This is a genomic window from Vibrio sp. 1159 (assembly GCF_033340395.1).
Classification (GTDB): domain Bacteria; phylum Pseudomonadota; class Gammaproteobacteria; order Enterobacterales; family Vibrionaceae; genus Vibrio; species Vibrio alginolyticus.
On record NZ_JAWOWL010000012.1, the window covers coordinates 122,441 to 137,145 of the forward strand.

The 14,705-nt window shown below is 44.9% G+C and carries 14 protein-coding genes; 6 read left to right on the plus strand and 8 right to left on the minus strand.

Translation table 11 applies throughout. The features are described from left to right. Nucleotides 1-40: 40 nt before the first annotated feature. The 8 genes from btuD to cobT all read right to left on the minus strand — a co-directional run bounded on the left by btuD (nucleotide 41) and on the right by cobT (nucleotide 8,106). The gene (gene btuD / locus R7127_RS11825) at nucleotides 41-808 is read right to left on the minus strand and encodes a vitamin B12 ABC transporter ATP-binding protein BtuD (protein WP_017820884.1); all 768 of its coding nucleotides are present in this window, start codon (nucleotides 806-808) and stop codon (nucleotides 41-43) included. Then, on the minus strand, nucleotides 795-1,790 hold the full coding sequence (gene btuC, locus R7127_RS11830) for a vitamin B12 ABC transporter permease BtuC (RefSeq protein ID WP_017820883.1): 996 nt from the start codon (nucleotides 1,788-1,790) through the stop codon (nucleotides 795-797). The genes btuD and btuC overlap by 14 nt, the downstream gene beginning before the upstream one ends. 82 nt (nucleotides 1,791-1,872) lie before the next feature. Further along, nucleotides 1,873-2,901: a succinylglutamate desuccinylase gene (locus R7127_RS11835; protein WP_017820882.1), complete on the minus strand. Its 1,029-nt coding sequence runs from the start codon at nucleotides 2,899-2,901 to the stop codon at nucleotides 1,873-1,875. 274 nt (nucleotides 2,902-3,175) lie between these two features. Then, entirely contained in the window at nucleotides 3,176-4,972 is a 1,797-nt protein-coding gene (locus R7127_RS11840) for a M3 family oligoendopeptidase (protein ID WP_017820881.1), read from the minus strand. A gap of 128 nt (nucleotides 4,973-5,100) precedes the next feature. Continuing rightward, complete coding sequence (gene cobC / locus R7127_RS11845) at nucleotides 5,101-5,715, minus strand: alpha-ribazole phosphatase (protein ID WP_017820880.1); 615 nt, start codon at nucleotides 5,713-5,715, stop codon at nucleotides 5,101-5,103. An 11-nt stretch (nucleotides 5,716-5,726) separates the two neighbouring features. Beyond that, nucleotides 5,727-6,260 (minus strand): bifunctional adenosylcobinamide kinase/adenosylcobinamide-phosphate guanylyltransferase, encoded by a 534-nt coding sequence (cobU, locus tag R7127_RS11850; protein ID WP_017820879.1) that lies wholly within the window; start codon nucleotides 6,258-6,260, stop codon nucleotides 5,727-5,729. Continuing rightward, nucleotides 6,257-7,033 carry an adenosylcobinamide-GDP ribazoletransferase gene (locus tag R7127_RS11855; RefSeq protein ID WP_031777196.1) on the minus strand — a complete coding sequence of 259 codons (777 nt, stop codon included), beginning with the start codon at nucleotides 7,031-7,033 and terminating at the stop codon, nucleotides 6,257-6,259. Before R7127_RS11855 ends, cobU begins: the two co-directional genes overlap by 4 nt. Nucleotides 7,034-7,062: 29 nt before the next feature. Next, entirely contained in the window at nucleotides 7,063-8,106 is a 1,044-nt protein-coding gene (gene cobT, locus R7127_RS11860) for a nicotinate-nucleotide--dimethylbenzimidazole phosphoribosyltransferase (RefSeq protein ID WP_033905151.1), read from the minus strand. Nucleotides 8,107-8,354: 248 nt separating this feature from the next. On the opposite strand from cobT, the gene R7127_RS11865 reads away from it, so the two are divergent. The 6 genes from R7127_RS11865 to cdd all read left to right on the plus strand — a co-directional run bounded on the left by R7127_RS11865 (nucleotide 8,355) and on the right by cdd (nucleotide 14,625). Then, complete coding sequence (locus R7127_RS11865) at nucleotides 8,355-9,044, plus strand: NAD(P)H-binding protein (RefSeq protein WP_017820877.1); 690 nt, start codon at nucleotides 8,355-8,357, stop codon at nucleotides 9,042-9,044. A gap of 200 nt (nucleotides 9,045-9,244) precedes the next feature. Beyond that, on the plus strand, nucleotides 9,245-10,618 hold the full coding sequence (locus R7127_RS11870) for an L-cystine transporter (RefSeq protein WP_005377885.1): 1,374 nt from the start codon (nucleotides 9,245-9,247) through the stop codon (nucleotides 10,616-10,618). A 157-nt stretch (nucleotides 10,619-10,775) separates the two neighbouring features. Beyond that, nucleotides 10,776-12,197, plus strand: a complete 1,422-nt coding sequence (sbcB, locus tag R7127_RS11875; protein WP_017820876.1) for an exodeoxyribonuclease I — start codon at nucleotides 10,776-10,778, stop codon at nucleotides 12,195-12,197. Between the two features lie 55 nt (nucleotides 12,198-12,252). Next, the gene (locus tag R7127_RS11880; RefSeq protein ID WP_005377887.1) at nucleotides 12,253-12,627 is read left to right on the plus strand and encodes a CidA/LrgA family protein; all 375 of its coding nucleotides are present in this window, start codon (nucleotides 12,253-12,255) and stop codon (nucleotides 12,625-12,627) included. A gap of 1 nt (nucleotide 12,628) precedes the next feature. Continuing rightward, entirely contained in the window at nucleotides 12,629-13,306 is a 678-nt protein-coding gene (locus R7127_RS11885; protein ID WP_017820875.1) for an LrgB family protein, read from the plus strand. 431 nt (nucleotides 13,307-13,737) lie between these two features. Further along, nucleotides 13,738-14,625 (plus strand): cytidine deaminase, encoded by an 888-nt coding sequence (gene cdd / locus R7127_RS11890; RefSeq protein WP_005377892.1) that lies wholly within the window; start codon nucleotides 13,738-13,740, stop codon nucleotides 14,623-14,625. The last annotated feature ends 80 nt before the right edge of the window (nucleotides 14,626-14,705 follow it).

The window sequence follows — 14,705 nt, forward strand, 5'->3', positions numbered from 1 at the left end:
AAACGACCTCAAGTAGGTCGTTTTTTATTGTCCCTAAATATTAATCAAAGATTAAATAAGGTTGCTCATCTACAATGACCTTTTTGACTTGAGTATTGAACACTTCCCCGAGAGCTTCTTCCGTTAGCACAGTATCGGCACTTCCTGATGAGTGCAGCACACCGTTGTTAAGCAGCAATACTTTATCTGCGTGCTTTAATGTGCGATTGAGATCGTGATTAGCAACCAATACTCCAATTCCCTGCGCCGCCATAGCGTTAATCAATTGATAAAGCAGACCCTCTTGCGCAATATCTAACGGTGCTGCTGGCTCATCCAAAATTAAAAACTGCGAAAAAGGATTAATGGTACGCCACACCTGCAAACATACACCTGCTAATCGGACACGCTGCCACTCACCACCGGATAATGTTTGAATACTGCGATGAAGCTTATCTTGCAGTTGTACCAGCTCCACCACCATATTGACGGCATCACGCACTTTGATATCCGCAATCTCAGCGCCACTCGGCAGAGATAGGGCTAGATACTGAAACACATCAACATTAAACGCTGGGCGCGATTGCTGACACAAATAACCTCGAACATGAGCTTGCTCTGACAACGGTAAAGTAAGCAAGTTTTTGTTGCCCACGTACACTTCACCACTCATACCGTCTCGGTGACTTAACGTACCAGAAATCGCAGCCAATAAAGTACTCTTACCGGAACCATTAGGCCCAACGATATGTACGATTTCGCCAGCTTTGCATTCAAAAGAAAGAGGCAATAATCGACTACCAACCGACATATGTTTAACGTGCATCATGACTCTTCACCAGCATCCAGATGAAAATAGGTGCGCCAATCGATGTTGTCATGACACCTAAAGGTAACTCTGCGGAGTCCAATAACAGTCTTGCGCCGATGTCAGCAAATACAAGCAACGCAGCACCAGATATTGCAGAAAGTGGCAATAAATAACGGTTTTCCGTACCAAAAGCCAAACGCAACAAGTGCGGGACCACCAAACCAACAAAACTGATGATGCCACCCAAAGCGACTGAACTACCCACCAAAATAGAAATGGCGAGGATCAATTTCCAACGCATTTGATGCACGTCGACACCCAATTGGGTCGCATGAATCTCACCCAGCATCAATTTATCAAGCGACTTGCCTTTACAGCACAACCAGGTAAGCACTGGTAACATCACCAAAGTAACGGTATGTTGATACCAACTCGCACCGCCAATGCTGCCCATTAACCAATACATCAGTTGGCGTAAGCTGAGATCATCACTGAAGTAAAATGCCCACGTCACAATCGCGCTCGATAAAATACCCAATGCGACACCAACCAAAAGCAATCGAGCCGTCGTCAGGTGCATTGCCCTTGCTATCGCCACCAAAACAAACGTGAATACCATCGAGCCTGCAATTGCTGCCAACATAAAAACAATCGGGGTAGGAAGAACAGGTGACGCGAACATGATTAAGACCATTGCTAAGCTTGCACCACCAGAGATACCAAGCACGCCAGGTTCAGCCAACACGTTCCCAAGCAACACTTGTAACGTCGCGCCAGATACCGCTAACGCAGCACCAATAATTGCCGCAGACACTAACCTCGGTAAACGCAAGTCCACCAATAACTTCTGTTCAAATGCAGATAAGGATTGAAAAGGAGAAAGGAAAATTTCTCCGACCATCAAGTGAATGGCAGAGAGTACAGCGAGCACGATCGACATAACCATCAGGTTACGTTGCCAGCGTCGCTCCTTGTTCAGGATAAGTTGTTGAAAATCCATAGCAGCCGATAAAAACAGACGAGGCTTAACCTTACAGTTAAGCCTCGGTAAATTGCAATTAACTTCTCAAAGCAATGTTGGATTAATCGTAAACCAACTCACCCTCTTCAAAACGGGTTTTCACTTCACAAACCATCAGAGCTGCGCGTTGACCTATTGCGACGTGGCGGTTTGGGAAGACAATCGCTTCGTTTTCGTTCTTTGCCATTAATGGTTTGTCGCCATCATGACCAAACACTTCGCCGTGAACAAATGAGGTGAAGTTTTCAACATTGTCGTCGAACATAAAGTCAAAGTCTTCGTTCAAACGAACGATTGTGCGACTTACGCGATACTTAATGCATGGTTTTGGTAGGTGTTCTGGCTTCGTTTCCGCAATCAAATTACGTAAAGACAAATCAAACGCGGTCAGTTTATCGAGGTCATTTTCACCAATACGAGCCACACGTCCAAGCTCCATCGTGAGAGCCTGCGCACCAAAGTTCTCAGCACTGTACCAGCTAAACGTACTCGATGGTGAGTTTGACAGGAGCACAGCTTCAATGTGTGCACTGTCCAAGAAATCGATCAATGCCTTGCTGCGCACTGGATGACGAGTCTTAGGACTTACTGCAAACGTATAGTGCTTCGAGCCTCTAATCGCGCAGTGTAAATCAAGGTGCCAGCGTGTTGTCGGGTCGGTATCCTGATAAAAATCTCGAACAAGCAGCTTAAGTGTATCGGCGATAACAAGCTCTTTTGTCTGTTTGTGTTCTTTTTCGTCAAACAGACGGTTGAGGTTTTCTTCGAGGAATCGCGTGTGCGCCAGAGTGGATTCTGGGTGAGCGATAATGAACAGACAACGGGTATCGACCGTCTGGAACCCAGATTCTATGTCTTGAATAATGGAATCCACCAGCTCCATCGGTGCGGTTTCATCTCCGTGAACTCCACAAGAGATGATGATGTTCTTCGTATCCTGAGTATAATTCGCAGGGATTACTTCTAATACACCACGCTGATAGAGTTTAAGTTTTACACCGCTAGAAAGCACCTGCTCCGCTGGTGCAACATCAATATGAACATCTAACGTGTCAGTTAAAAACGATTGGCGAAAGAGAGACTTCGTCATGCGTTACTCCTTAATAGCACGGCGGATATGTTAATAAATTGTACAAAGGATTTTTGTTGCTGCGATCTCACTTATGAGTAGAAATCACTATTTCCCTCGAAAATCCGATGCCTTTTCGCGCCAGGCACTCAAATCAAGCATTGAGGCGTTTAATTTTCAAACAATTACAAAGTGTTAGGGCTGTGAACTTTACCACAGCCCTGATTAAGATCATTATGATTTGATCAAATTTTTGTAGCTATAAAGCAGATTATGCATCAACACTGCGAAAAACTTAGCCGCGCTGTACGAGCAAACGCTCAAACTCATCGACTTTTTCACGCACTAGCTCAACACTCTGCTGCCAAAACGTTGGCTGGGTTAAATCCATAGACAGATGCTTTTCGACGACATCTTCCGCCATCATGCAGCCTGTATCGCGCAGCAAATTGATGTAATCGGTGTAAAACGCTTCGCCTTTGGTTTCTCGCTGTGCATAGATACCCTTGCTAAACAAGAAGCCAAATAGGTATGGGTAGTTATAAAAGCTCACGCTATCAATAGAAAAGTGCAGCTTGCTTGCCCAGAAGTACGGATCCGGTTCGCTCATTACGTCGCCATACCATTCTTTCCAAGTTTCTGACATCAACTCACAGAAATCATCTGCGGTTAACTCTCCATCCTGGCGGCGTTCATAAAACGATTTTTCAAACTCGTAGCGAACCGGAATGTTGATCATTAAAGCTAGCGCAGATGACAACTCTTCCCACAACATCTCGAGCTTTTCATCAACGCTCTCAGCTTTCGAAATCAAATGATCACGAACGATGTTTTCTGCAAAGATAGAGGCGGTTTCTGCTAACGTCATTGGGTAGTAAGTTTGGCAAAGTGGCAAATCACGAATAACCCAGTTATGGAACGCATGGCCAAGTTCATGTGCCAGAGTCATAAGGTCTGAACGGCTGCCACTCCAAGTCATAAACACAAGTGGTGTTCGCGTTGCTGGCAGTTTGGTGCAGTATGCGCCAAGACGCTTGTTAGCATTTGGCGCGGCATCAATCCAACCATTTTGTACCATCAAACGGACAAACTCCGACATCTCAGGGTTTACTGTTTCAAATGCTTCACAAATAACATCAATCGCTTCATCAAAGTCGTAAACCTTCGCTTCACCGCTCAAAGCAGGCATAGCCGCCAGATGATTCCAAGGTTTCATCTCATCCAGACCATGTACTTGCGCCATCAATAAACCTGCTTTCTGACCAATAGCTCGACTGTCTTTGGCTACTGTCATCATCGCATTTAAAGTTTCAGCTTGGATTCGGCTACCATGCAAACTCGGCTCTAGGAAGTGAACTTCACGCTTCGTAGAACGCTTTTTGTTTTCAGTTAAGCGCCATCCTGCTAACGCATTCAAAATCGCAGCGAATGATTCTTGGTGCGTTTGCATTGCATCTTGTACGCCACGCCACGCGGCTTCTTGACGCTCGAATTCAGAACCATAAAGAATGCTTGCCGCTTGAGAAAATCCAAGCTCTTCACTATTACCATCTGTGTACTCAAGCTTCACTTTCAATGAGCCAGTCAGGTTATCGTATAGGTTACCCCAAGCCGATTTGCCATCCACACTCATCGCAGCCAGTAACTGTTCTTCTGCGTTGCTAAGACGAGTATCCGCCAACTTTCTAGAATTCAAGATAGAAAAAGCTTGCCCACTGATATCAGGATTCTCATGGTCTAACACGCGCAAGATAAACTCTTTGTCGGCATGAGTTAATGTCAAATCAAAGGGACTGAACGCTTGGGAAAGCTCCGAAAAGATGCGGGTCATTTTACCAAGTAACGATTTCGCTTCGGCGTTTGTTGCATCAACAGAAGCATAACAACTCGCAAAATTTGCAACTGTACCCGCTAAACGACTCGCGGCTTCATTGGTTAAAATCGCATTTTGCATGATCTCTACGTTGCCACAATCTGCTGATTGTTTATTCAAAAGATCAATACATTGTTCCACAAGAGCAATATCGTCTTGAATTCGTGGGTCAGAAAGGTCGTTATAAACGATGGACAAATCCCAACTCGGCGTTGTCATTTCTATATTTCCTTTTTAAGTAACTGAGTCAATTTTCGCTTCCTGCACCTAGCAGATGGGCTTCCACTGACATCTTCCGTGACTATGCCCGTAAGCAATATCGTTCTGGGCATTTTAATATTTATAAATTAACGAGTTAAAAGAGGTACGCCAATCGAACGCACCGAGGCGTAAATTTGCTCATCTATGGTAATTGTTACATGCGTGACAGAAGCGTTTCCTATCGACAACGTCGAATACCACTTTGGGTTACGCCAATCTAACTCCAATACATGAGCAAGAATCATACGAATGACGCCACCATGCGTGACGATAAGTAGATTGTCATTGATATCGTTGATGATTTGAGACCAAACGCGACATATGCGCTCAGAAAATGTGCTTAAGCTCTCAGCATTCGGCAACGTATGTTGTGCTGGCGATTGCCAAAAAGCATCTAGCTTTTTCCACTGCTCAGTGAGCATATCAAAAGGCATACCATCAAAATCACCAAATGCCATCTCTTGTAAAGACTCATCCGTCATTACTGGTAATAATTGCTGTTCAGCAATGATGTTTGCCAGTTCTTGACAGCGTGAAAGCGGAGAAGAAATTATTCCACCCACACCTCGTCCACTCTCGGCCCAAGCCCGAGCAATACTCTCTTGATCAGCAGGCGTAACTTTTACATCTGTTTGGCCATGGAGTCCTGGTGGAGCGTCTACTTTTCCATGACGCACAAGGTAGATATTGAGTGTTTTCATTTTGTTCCATCCTACTCTTTAAGAACCAACGGCAAACCAACAGCAACAAAGGTAACGCGATGGCAAACACTGGCTAGTTTTTGATTCATCCGTCCTGCATTATCCACAAAATAACGACTAACCGCCCCCAAAGGTACAATGCCCATTCCAACCTCGTTAGAGACGAATATTAACGTCGCATCTGAGCCACGCACCACCTGTATAAGCTTTTCAATTTCTGCTTCTAGCTTCTCATTGGAACATTCATCACCTAACTCAAATATCCAATTGTTGAGCCACAAGGTTAAACAATCGACCAATACAACATCGGTGGTAGCGAAATTTGTCAGTAACTCAGATAAATTAAGGGGGCATTCATGCTCTTGCCACTCGCCCCCGCGTTGCTTTTGATGATGCGCTATTCGCTCTCGCATTTCTTGGTCAAATGGCAGCGCGGTTGCAACATAGTGTAATGATCGATGAGAAGCGACCGATAATTGCTTAGCTGTTTTTTCTGCCAAATGCGACTTCCCAGAGCGCGCGCCACCGAGTATCAATTGCTTCATGAGGAGTGATACAACCCAATCATAGTGAGATAAATAAGCAGTTCCGACAACTGTTGCGCTGCGCCAAGGCAATCCCCCGTAAAGCCGCCAATTCTCTTGGTTAACCAACGTTTGAACATCAAACGAAATACCACGAGAACAAGCGATATCAAGATCGCATCCGCGATACCAAGCACAAGCAATGTTATGCCACCAGTAAACAACAAAATGGAGACTTCTAGAGAAGACTGGCGACTTGCTAGCGGTTTACTTTTCGACGTATCACTGTCACTGACATAAGGCATGTCATAAATAAGCGTCGCTGCTAGTGCTCGGCTTGCGGTGTAAGCGACGACAATGACCAACCAAAAGTGCGGCAAGTTAGCCAGTTCACTCCAAAAAACATACTTAGCCAATAACGCCATAATGAGAGTGGCGGCACCATAAGTGCCAATACGACTGTCTTTCATAATAGAGAGGCGTCGCTCTACGGTCATGCCACCGCCAATGCCATCCGCCATATCGGTCAAGCCGTCTTCGTGAAAAGCCCCAGTTAACAATAAGCTAAACACCATCGTTAATACTATGGCAACCGACTCTGGGAAAAAAATTGAGGTGAGCGAGAATACCAAAGCGCAAAGTGCTCCAAGCACGAGACCAACTAACGCAAAGTAACGGCCTGCCTGATTCATGCGTTCTTCACTGTAATGCAACGCTTGGGGCACGGGTAAGCGGCTAAAAAAACTGGTAGCTAATAGAAATAACTCCCACTGGTATCTTAACGATGACGGCATGACTTTCTCAGAATTATCAGGGACTGACACTAAACTGTAACTCCTGCACTCTCGAAGCTCGCCATTTTGTTGTAAAACTGGGCAGCAGCTTTTAACAGAGGCAAGGCAAGAGCGGCTCCTGTTCCCTCCCCTAGCCGTAAACCAAGGTCGAGCAGAGGTTCTGCTTTTAGATGTTCCAATACAAATTTATGTCCATTTTCTTCAGAGCGATGGGCAAACAACATGTATTCACGCGTTTCTTCGTCTAACAACGTCGCAATATAAGCCGCTACCGATACGATAAACCCATCCACTAAAACTGGAGTTTTAAGCCGCTTGGCTTCTAAAAAAGCGCCCACTATCTGTACGATTTCAAAGCCCCCAACCTGTGCGAGAATCGCTTTGGTATCAAGACCTCGACATCGGTTTACCCCCTGTGCTACCAGTTTATATTTGCGGCTCAACTGCTGTTGATTGATTCCGGTGCCAACGCCAACACAATAATCAATATCTAATGAGCTCAGTGCCGATAACAGTGCTGAGGCCGAACTGGTATTACCGATGCCCATCTCACCGAACATCAAGAGGTTTGAACCATGCAAAATGGTTTGCTCAGCAATCTTCGCACCATATTCTAAACCTAACGCCACTTGTTCTGGGGACATCGCTGATTGTTTAGAAAAATTAGCCGTACCGTTACCCAACCGTTGTTCAACCAAGTTGGGATGGGATTTAAATTCTGGAACCAGCACATCAATAGGAGCCAACATGCCGCAATCTATTACTTTGAGTTGAATGCCATTAATGTCGCAAAAACAGTTGATGGCTGCGCCGTCAGCGAGAAAGTTAGCCACCATTTGTTGAGTGACTTCGCTTGGCGCAATGCTCACACCCTCCTCTGCAACGCCGTGATCTCCAGCAAATACCAGCATGCTCGGTTTGCAGATAGCGATGGAATCAACTGGCTGAGGTTTATCCTGACTTTGAATAAGAGCTAACTGCAGTGCCACCTTTTCCAATAAGCCTAAAGAACCGACGGGTTTGGTTTTGTTATCTATGCGTGCTTGTATCTCCGCAGCAAAAGAGTCATCCATTTTTTACGTTCCTTTGATGTTGTCTGGGTGAGAGGTGTTCTGTTGTTCAAGAGGTCTTGTTCAGCGACAGTTTTTGCGCGCCCACTATTGTATACACTTGCATCCAATTGGGGCAGCGCTAATCAAGTTTATCTCAGGATAGTCTGCCGAGTTCGCAGAGCGTCTCACCTTTCTTGCACGAGATTATAAGTAACTCGTTGAAATCCGCTACAATAGCTTAGACTATGTTCCCATATAGGAGAAAAGATATGGATAACAACACCTGCGCAATCATCGCCGGTGCAACTGGCTTAGTAGGCTCAAAAGTCATTGCAAACCTCATAAATCAATCAGGTGTTGGAACATTATATTATCTTTCTCGCCGCCCACTCGATGGCGTCCTAGATGTGGACAACAAGCTTATTCCTCTCATTGATGCAGACCTTTCTATCCACCAATGGGATGAGAACCAACCAACACCAACCATCGGCTTTATCTGTTTAGGCACGACCCTTAAGCAAGCAGGCAGTAAGGATAATTTGCGTAGAGTAGATGTTGATCTGGTGTGTAAAGTCGCCCAACAAATGAAAACAATCGGAGTCAAACGCCTTGCGGTTGTTTCTAGCCTCGGTGCAAATAGTAAATCGCCATCCCATTACTTAGCTTGTAAAGGACAAATGGAACAACGAATCGAAGCTATGGATTTTGAGGAAATCGTATTTGTTCGCCCAGGCCCGCTTGTTGGTCAACGTCAAAGCCCAAGAATGGACGAGAAGTTAGTACAAACTCTGTTTAAGGTAATTCGCCCATTCATGCTTGGCAAACTGTCCAACTTTTTACCGATTCGAGCAGAAGATGTCGCCAAAGCGATGGTTTATCAACTTTTCAGTTATCAAGAAGACTCGGTGGTTTACTTACAAAGGAAAGAAATGCGTGACTTACTGCATCACTACGAATAACCATTTTGTACAATTAACGTGCTAATTCACGCTCTCACGCGACTTAGATCTCGTTTTTATATTCATTTTAGATCTAGCTAATACCCGTTTGTCATTTTTAAAGTTATATCACGAGCGTTATCTTACGCCCCATAAACAAATCCGTATAAAACCCCGTATAAAAAACAACCGCCATTTCGGCAGGTTGATAAGGTCAGATTATGAATTTTGCAGTGATAGCCTCTCTAGCCGTCTTTGTTGGCATATTGTTCTTTCTATTTAACCAACAACAAAAGAAACACACACTCTCTCGTCTCGTTTTAATCGGTCTTGTTACCGGTTCTCTTTTTGGTCTTGCTTTGCAACTCATTCACGGTGAAGGCAACAGCGCAATTGCTCAAACACTTGAATGGGTAGGCATTGTAGGCAGTGGCTACGTTGGTCTACTGAAAATGGTCATCATGCCACTGGTGTTGGTATCGATGATCTCTGCAGTTGTTAAATTGGAGAAAGGTGGATCATTAGGTAAAATTTCTGGCCTGACCATCTCTGTTCTTCTAGTAACGACTGCAATTGCTGCACTCATCGGTATCTTGGTGACAACAACATTTGGCCTTTCAGCAGAAGGTTTAACTGAAGGCGCGCGTGAAACCGCTCGTATCGCCGTTTTAGAAAGCCGTGCCGGTACAGTAAGTGACTTAACTATTCCTCAAATGCTAGTTAGCTTCATTCCAACCAACCCATTTGCTGATCTAACAGGTGCTCGCTCGACATCAATTATCGCTGTTGTGATTTTCGGCGTGTTAACTGGTATCGCCGCTCGTAAAGTGATGATGGAAAAAGCAGAGTTGGAATCACCGATTCGTACTTTCGTAGAAGCAGCTCAATCTATCGTTATGCGATTAGTGAAGATGATCATGGCCCTAACGCCATACGGCATCGCAGCACTGATGGCAAAAGTGGTAGCGACATCAAGCGCAGGCGACATCCTAAACCTACTTGGCTTTATTGTGGCGTCTTATGTTGCTATCGCACTGATGTTTGTTGTTCATGGCGTATTGGTCTCTTTTGTTGGCGTTAGCCCTGCGGAATACTTTAAGAAAATCTGGCCTGTACTGACCTTCGCGTTTACATCTCGTAGCTCAGCAGCAACAATTCCACTAAACGTAGAAGCGCAAATCACCAAGCTTAACGTACCACCAGCGATTGCAAACCTATCAGCATCGTTTGGTGCCACTATCGGCCAAAACGGCTGTGCGGGTATCTATCCTGCAATGCTTGCAGTGATGGTAGCTCCAACAATGGGTATCAACCCACTTGATCTACACTTTATCCTGTCATTGATTGCGATTATCACCATCAGCTCATTTGGTATTGCAGGTGTCGGCGGCGGTGCGACGTTTGCAGCCTTGATTGTTCTTCCTGCAATGGGCTTACCTGTGACCATCGCGGCACTGCTTATCTCTATTGAACCACTGATTGACATGGCACGTACCGCACTAAACGTTTCAGGCTCAATGACTGCGGGTACAATTGCTAGCCGAGTGCTGAAGTCACCAGAAAGTGAAGCAACATTGGAAGAAACACGAGCATAGAACTCAAATTCCTTCCAAAGCGATAAAACGTAAAATATCAAGCCGATGGTTCGCCATCGGCTTTTTTCATTTTCAAAAATTCAACTTGCATCTTTCGTTGCTAGTCAAGGCGTTGAATGGTCTAATACTGTCATCGGTTTTGTAAACGGTAAGCAGAATGCACCAAGATAATCAGCCCACTTTTTTCTTCTTTGATTATGAGACATGGGGAACCAACCCCGCGAAAGATCGCCCAAGCCAGTTTGCTGGTGTTCGTACAGATGAAAACTTTAATATCATCGGCGAGCCTTTAGTCATGTACTGTCAACCACCGGCTGATTATCTTCCGTCTCCTGAAGCTGCGCTTATTACTGGTATTACTCCGCAAAAAACGGTTCAAGAAGGCCTTTCTGAGCCAGAGTTTATCGCTAAGATTCACACTGAACTCGCGAGACCAAATACCACCAGTTTAGGCTACAACAGCATTCGCTTTGATGACGAAGTGACCCGTTATACTTGTTATCGCAACTTTATCGATCCATACGCATGGAGTTGGCAAAACGGTAACTCACGTTGGGATTTACTCGATGTACTACGCGCGTGCCATGCCCTTCGCCCAGAAGGCGTAGAATGGCCAGAAAACGAAGATGGCTTCACTAGCTTTAAATTAGAACACTTGTCTGTGGCTAACGGCATAGAACATAGTAACGCGCACGATGCCATGGCAGATGTGGTTGCGACTATCGAAATGGCAAAGAAAGTAAAAGCAGCGCAACCAAAATTGTTTGATTACTTTTTTTCTATGCGCCAAAAGCGCAAGCTCAATGATTTAGTCGACATCGTCAACATGACACCGTTGATGCACGTTTCAGGCATGCTAGGGCGCGAATGTCAGTACACTAGCTGGATTGTGCCTGTTGCTTGGCATCCAACCAATAATAACGCCGTTATCACCATCGATTTAGCGAAAGACCCTCAACCTATTCTTGAGCTATCCGCAGAAGAGCTGCACGAAAGACTCTACACGAAGCGCGAAGATCTTGGTGAATTGCTACCAGTGCCAGTTAAACTAGTTCATTTGAACAAATGCCCTATTCTCGCCCCTGCAAAAACGTTAACGGCTGAAAATGCAGAGTCTATTGGCATTGATCGCCAACAATGTCTCGCCAATCTCGCTTTGTTGCGCCAACATCCTGAAATTAGAGAAAAGCTGATTAGCCTCTTTTCCGTCGAGCGTAAATTCGATAAAAGTGATGACGTCGATACACAGCTTTACGACGGGTTCTTTTCTCCGGCTGATCGCGCAGCTATGGATATCATTCGAGAAACCGACCCGAATAATCTTGCTGCATTAGACATTGAATTTGATGACAAGCGTATTAAACCTCTATTGTTCCGCTATCGTGCGCGTAACTTCCCAGGCACATTAGACGAGCAAGAACAAAGACGCTGGGCACTACACTGTCGAGAAGTGTTTGAAAGCCAAATTGAAGAGTACATGCTGAATTTAGAAAACTTAGTTCACGAACATGAAAGTGACGAAAAGAAGATTGCGATATTAAAATCCGTGTACCGTTATGTAGAGAGCTTAGCTTCCTAACTCCTCCTAATACAAGCGCACCTTATGGTGTGCTTGTTGTTTATATACTGTCAAAATGATTAAAGAACGATTCTTACAACTGATCCAACTGCTCATTTCAATCTTCCTCATCATGGGAGCACTTGGCATCGGAATTACCATTCAAAAGTTCACTGGCGTTTCCGTTCCAGGAAGTGTCATCGGTATGCTCGTACTGTTTTTCTCCATGACTCTTGGGCTTGTAAAAGTCGACTGGGTCAAACCGGGCGCCACGCTATTTATCCGCTATATGATCTTATTGTTCGTTCCTATCAGCGTCGGATTAATGCAGCATTTCGACCTACTACTCGCCAATGCGCTCCCTATCATCGCTAGCGCGGTTGGCGGTTCACTCATTGTACTGGTCAGCCTCGCTTGGCTGCTAGATTACTTGCTACAGGAGAAACACTGATATGTGGTTAGTTGTTACCATTGCGGTTTTTCTTATCGCTCGTCAAATCGCAATCAAAGTGAACAATCCTCTAGCAAACCCTTTGCTGATCAGTATCGCAGTGCTCATTCCTTTGCTTACTTACTTAAATGTGCCATTTGAAACGTATTATGCGGATAACGAAGGAATTAGCTTTTTGCTTCAACCTGCTGTAGTTGCTCTGGCTTATCCACTATATGAACAACTACCACAAATTAAAGCAAACTGGCGAATCATCACTTTCGCTTGCACAGTAGGCAGTGTGATGTCGATGATGACAACCACCTTGTTCGCAGTCGCTTTCAAAGCGGATATCAGTTTAATCGCAAGTCTAGTGGGTAAATCCGTCACTACGCCAATAGCAATGGAAATTTCGAGTCACCTCGGTGGTGAAGCTGCCGTTGCGGCGATCTTGGTTCTGATTGTTGGTTTATTGGGCGCGATTTTGGCATACCCAATTTACAACTTAATTGGAATTAAACACCCGATTGCACGTGGCCTAACAATGGGTACCGTGTCTCATGCCTTAGGCACCGCGACATGTGCAGAGAAACAGCCCATAGATGCCGCGTTCTCATCACTCGCATTGGTTTTATGTGGGATCATAACTTCTATTTTGGCTCCAAGTTTTTTTGCTTTGGCGGTCTGGCTATATCAATAGTTAAGCGCTCTCGGTCTGCCCTCCTTCCGGCAGGCCATAGCCTTTACGTTTCTTACTTATCCCTTTTCAAAACCCTATCTTATCTATCAAACTCACCCAGTAATATCGTGAAGGGACTTGACTGAGATATACATTCATAGCATTAGCATTCTAGCTGCTACCACTCGCTCTAGATTACGTAAGTATAAAGTAGCATAGCGGTAAAAGTCGCGTTGGTAACATACTCCTGCTCCTTGGTCATATGAATATATACTGATATGGTTAATTGTGAGACGGAGATAACGCTTCACACCTGTGCAATCGAATACATGTGTGAGCTCACTCTAATTATGTAACAGAATTATCAATTGCATTATTTATCGTGATCTAACGCACGGAACATTTCTATCTTTCACATAGAATAACTGTCCATGCAATAACAAGGATTCAACATGAAAAGTCGCATTGAACAGGCGCTAGCAGGCGCTCCAGAAGCACTTTCCAAACAACTTGCTCCTATCATCCAAGCTGATGATTTTGATGCTACGCTTTCAGTTCAACAATTTGAGCAGTTGCTTTCAGCTACCGGTCTATCAGACAAAGAGCTTCGTGTTGCGCTACTTCCTTTTGCCGCAGCGTACTCCTATGCTCCCCTTTCTGACTTTTATGTCGGCGCTATCGTTCGTGGTCTTTCAGGTCGCCTTTACTTCGGTGCCAACATGGAATTCTTTGGTGTACAGTTGGGTCAAACGGTTCACGCAGAGCAGTCTGCGATTAGCCATGCTTGGATGAAAGGCGAACGTGGTGTTAAGGATATCACTATCAACTTCAGCCCATGTGGTCACTGCCGCCAGTTCATGAATGAGTTATCTACCGCAAACGAGCTTAAAATCCAGCTCCCAGAACGTGAAGAAAAGTCACTTCATGAATACCTGCCTGAAGCCTTTGGACCAAACGATCTCGGTATCGAGTCCGGCTTAATGGCAGAAGTTAAACACCAATTCTCATGTGATGATGAAGACGCACTCATCCAAAGTGCAGTTGAAGCGATGAACATGAGCCACTCTCCATACACCAACAACTTGAGTGGTTTAGCATTAGAGATGACTAGCGGCCGTGTATTCCAAGGCGCTTATGCAGAAAATGCAGCGTTTAATCCTAGCTTGCCACCGCTACAAGTTGCGCTAATCCAAGTTTTACTTGCGGGTGAAACCTTTGACAGCATCAAAGCCGCTGCATTGGTAGAAAACTCTGAAGGTAAGATCAGTCACTTAGCCGATACGCAATCAACGTTGGAAGCGTTGAATCCAGATATTCCGCTTAGTTTTGTCAACGTATAAACGACAATGACCCGTCCTGATATGGGTTGACACTTTTTAACTAAAACGCTCGATGTACTTCATCGGGCGTTTTGTATTTT

What these genes read in the sequence shown, in the direction of transcription:
- btuD (WP_017820884.1), bottom strand. Translation starts at nt 808, where the DNA reads ATGATGCACGTTAAACATATGTCGGTTGGTAGTCGATTATTGCCTCTT.
- btuC (WP_017820883.1), bottom strand. Translation starts at nt 1,790, where the DNA reads ATGGATTTTCAACAACTTATCCTGAACAAGGAGCGACGCTGGCAACGT.
- R7127_RS11835 (WP_017820882.1), bottom strand. Translation starts at nt 2,901, where the DNA reads ATGACGAAGTCTCTCTTTCGCCAATCGTTTTTAACTGACACGTTAGAT.
- R7127_RS11840 (WP_017820881.1), bottom strand. Translation starts at nt 4,972, where the DNA reads ATGACAACGCCGAGTTGGGATTTGTCCATCGTTTATAACGACCTTTCT.
- cobC (WP_017820880.1), bottom strand. Translation starts at nt 5,715, where the DNA reads ATGAAAACACTCAATATCTACCTTGTGCGTCATGGAAAAGTAGACGCT.
- cobU (WP_017820879.1), bottom strand. Translation starts at nt 6,260, where the DNA reads ATGAAGCAATTGATACTCGGTGGCGCGCGCTCTGGGAAGTCGCATTTG.
- R7127_RS11855 (WP_031777196.1), bottom strand. Translation starts at nt 7,033, where the DNA reads ATGCCGTCATCGTTAAGATACCAGTGGGAGTTATTTCTATTAGCTACC.
- cobT (WP_033905151.1), bottom strand. Translation starts at nt 8,106, where the DNA reads ATGGATGACTCTTTTGCTGCGGAGATACAAGCACGCATAGATAACAAA.
- R7127_RS11865 (WP_017820877.1), top strand. Translation starts at nt 8,355, where the DNA reads ATGGATAACAACACCTGCGCAATCATCGCCGGTGCAACTGGCTTAGTA.
- R7127_RS11870 (WP_005377885.1), top strand. Translation starts at nt 9,245, where the DNA reads ATGAATTTTGCAGTGATAGCCTCTCTAGCCGTCTTTGTTGGCATATTG.
- sbcB (WP_017820876.1), top strand. Translation starts at nt 10,776, where the DNA reads ATGCACCAAGATAATCAGCCCACTTTTTTCTTCTTTGATTATGAGACA.
- R7127_RS11880 (WP_005377887.1), top strand. Translation starts at nt 12,253, where the DNA reads ATGATTAAAGAACGATTCTTACAACTGATCCAACTGCTCATTTCAATC.
- R7127_RS11885 (WP_017820875.1), top strand. Translation starts at nt 12,629, where the DNA reads ATGTGGTTAGTTGTTACCATTGCGGTTTTTCTTATCGCTCGTCAAATC.
- cdd (WP_005377892.1), top strand. Translation starts at nt 13,738, where the DNA reads ATGAAAAGTCGCATTGAACAGGCGCTAGCAGGCGCTCCAGAAGCACTT.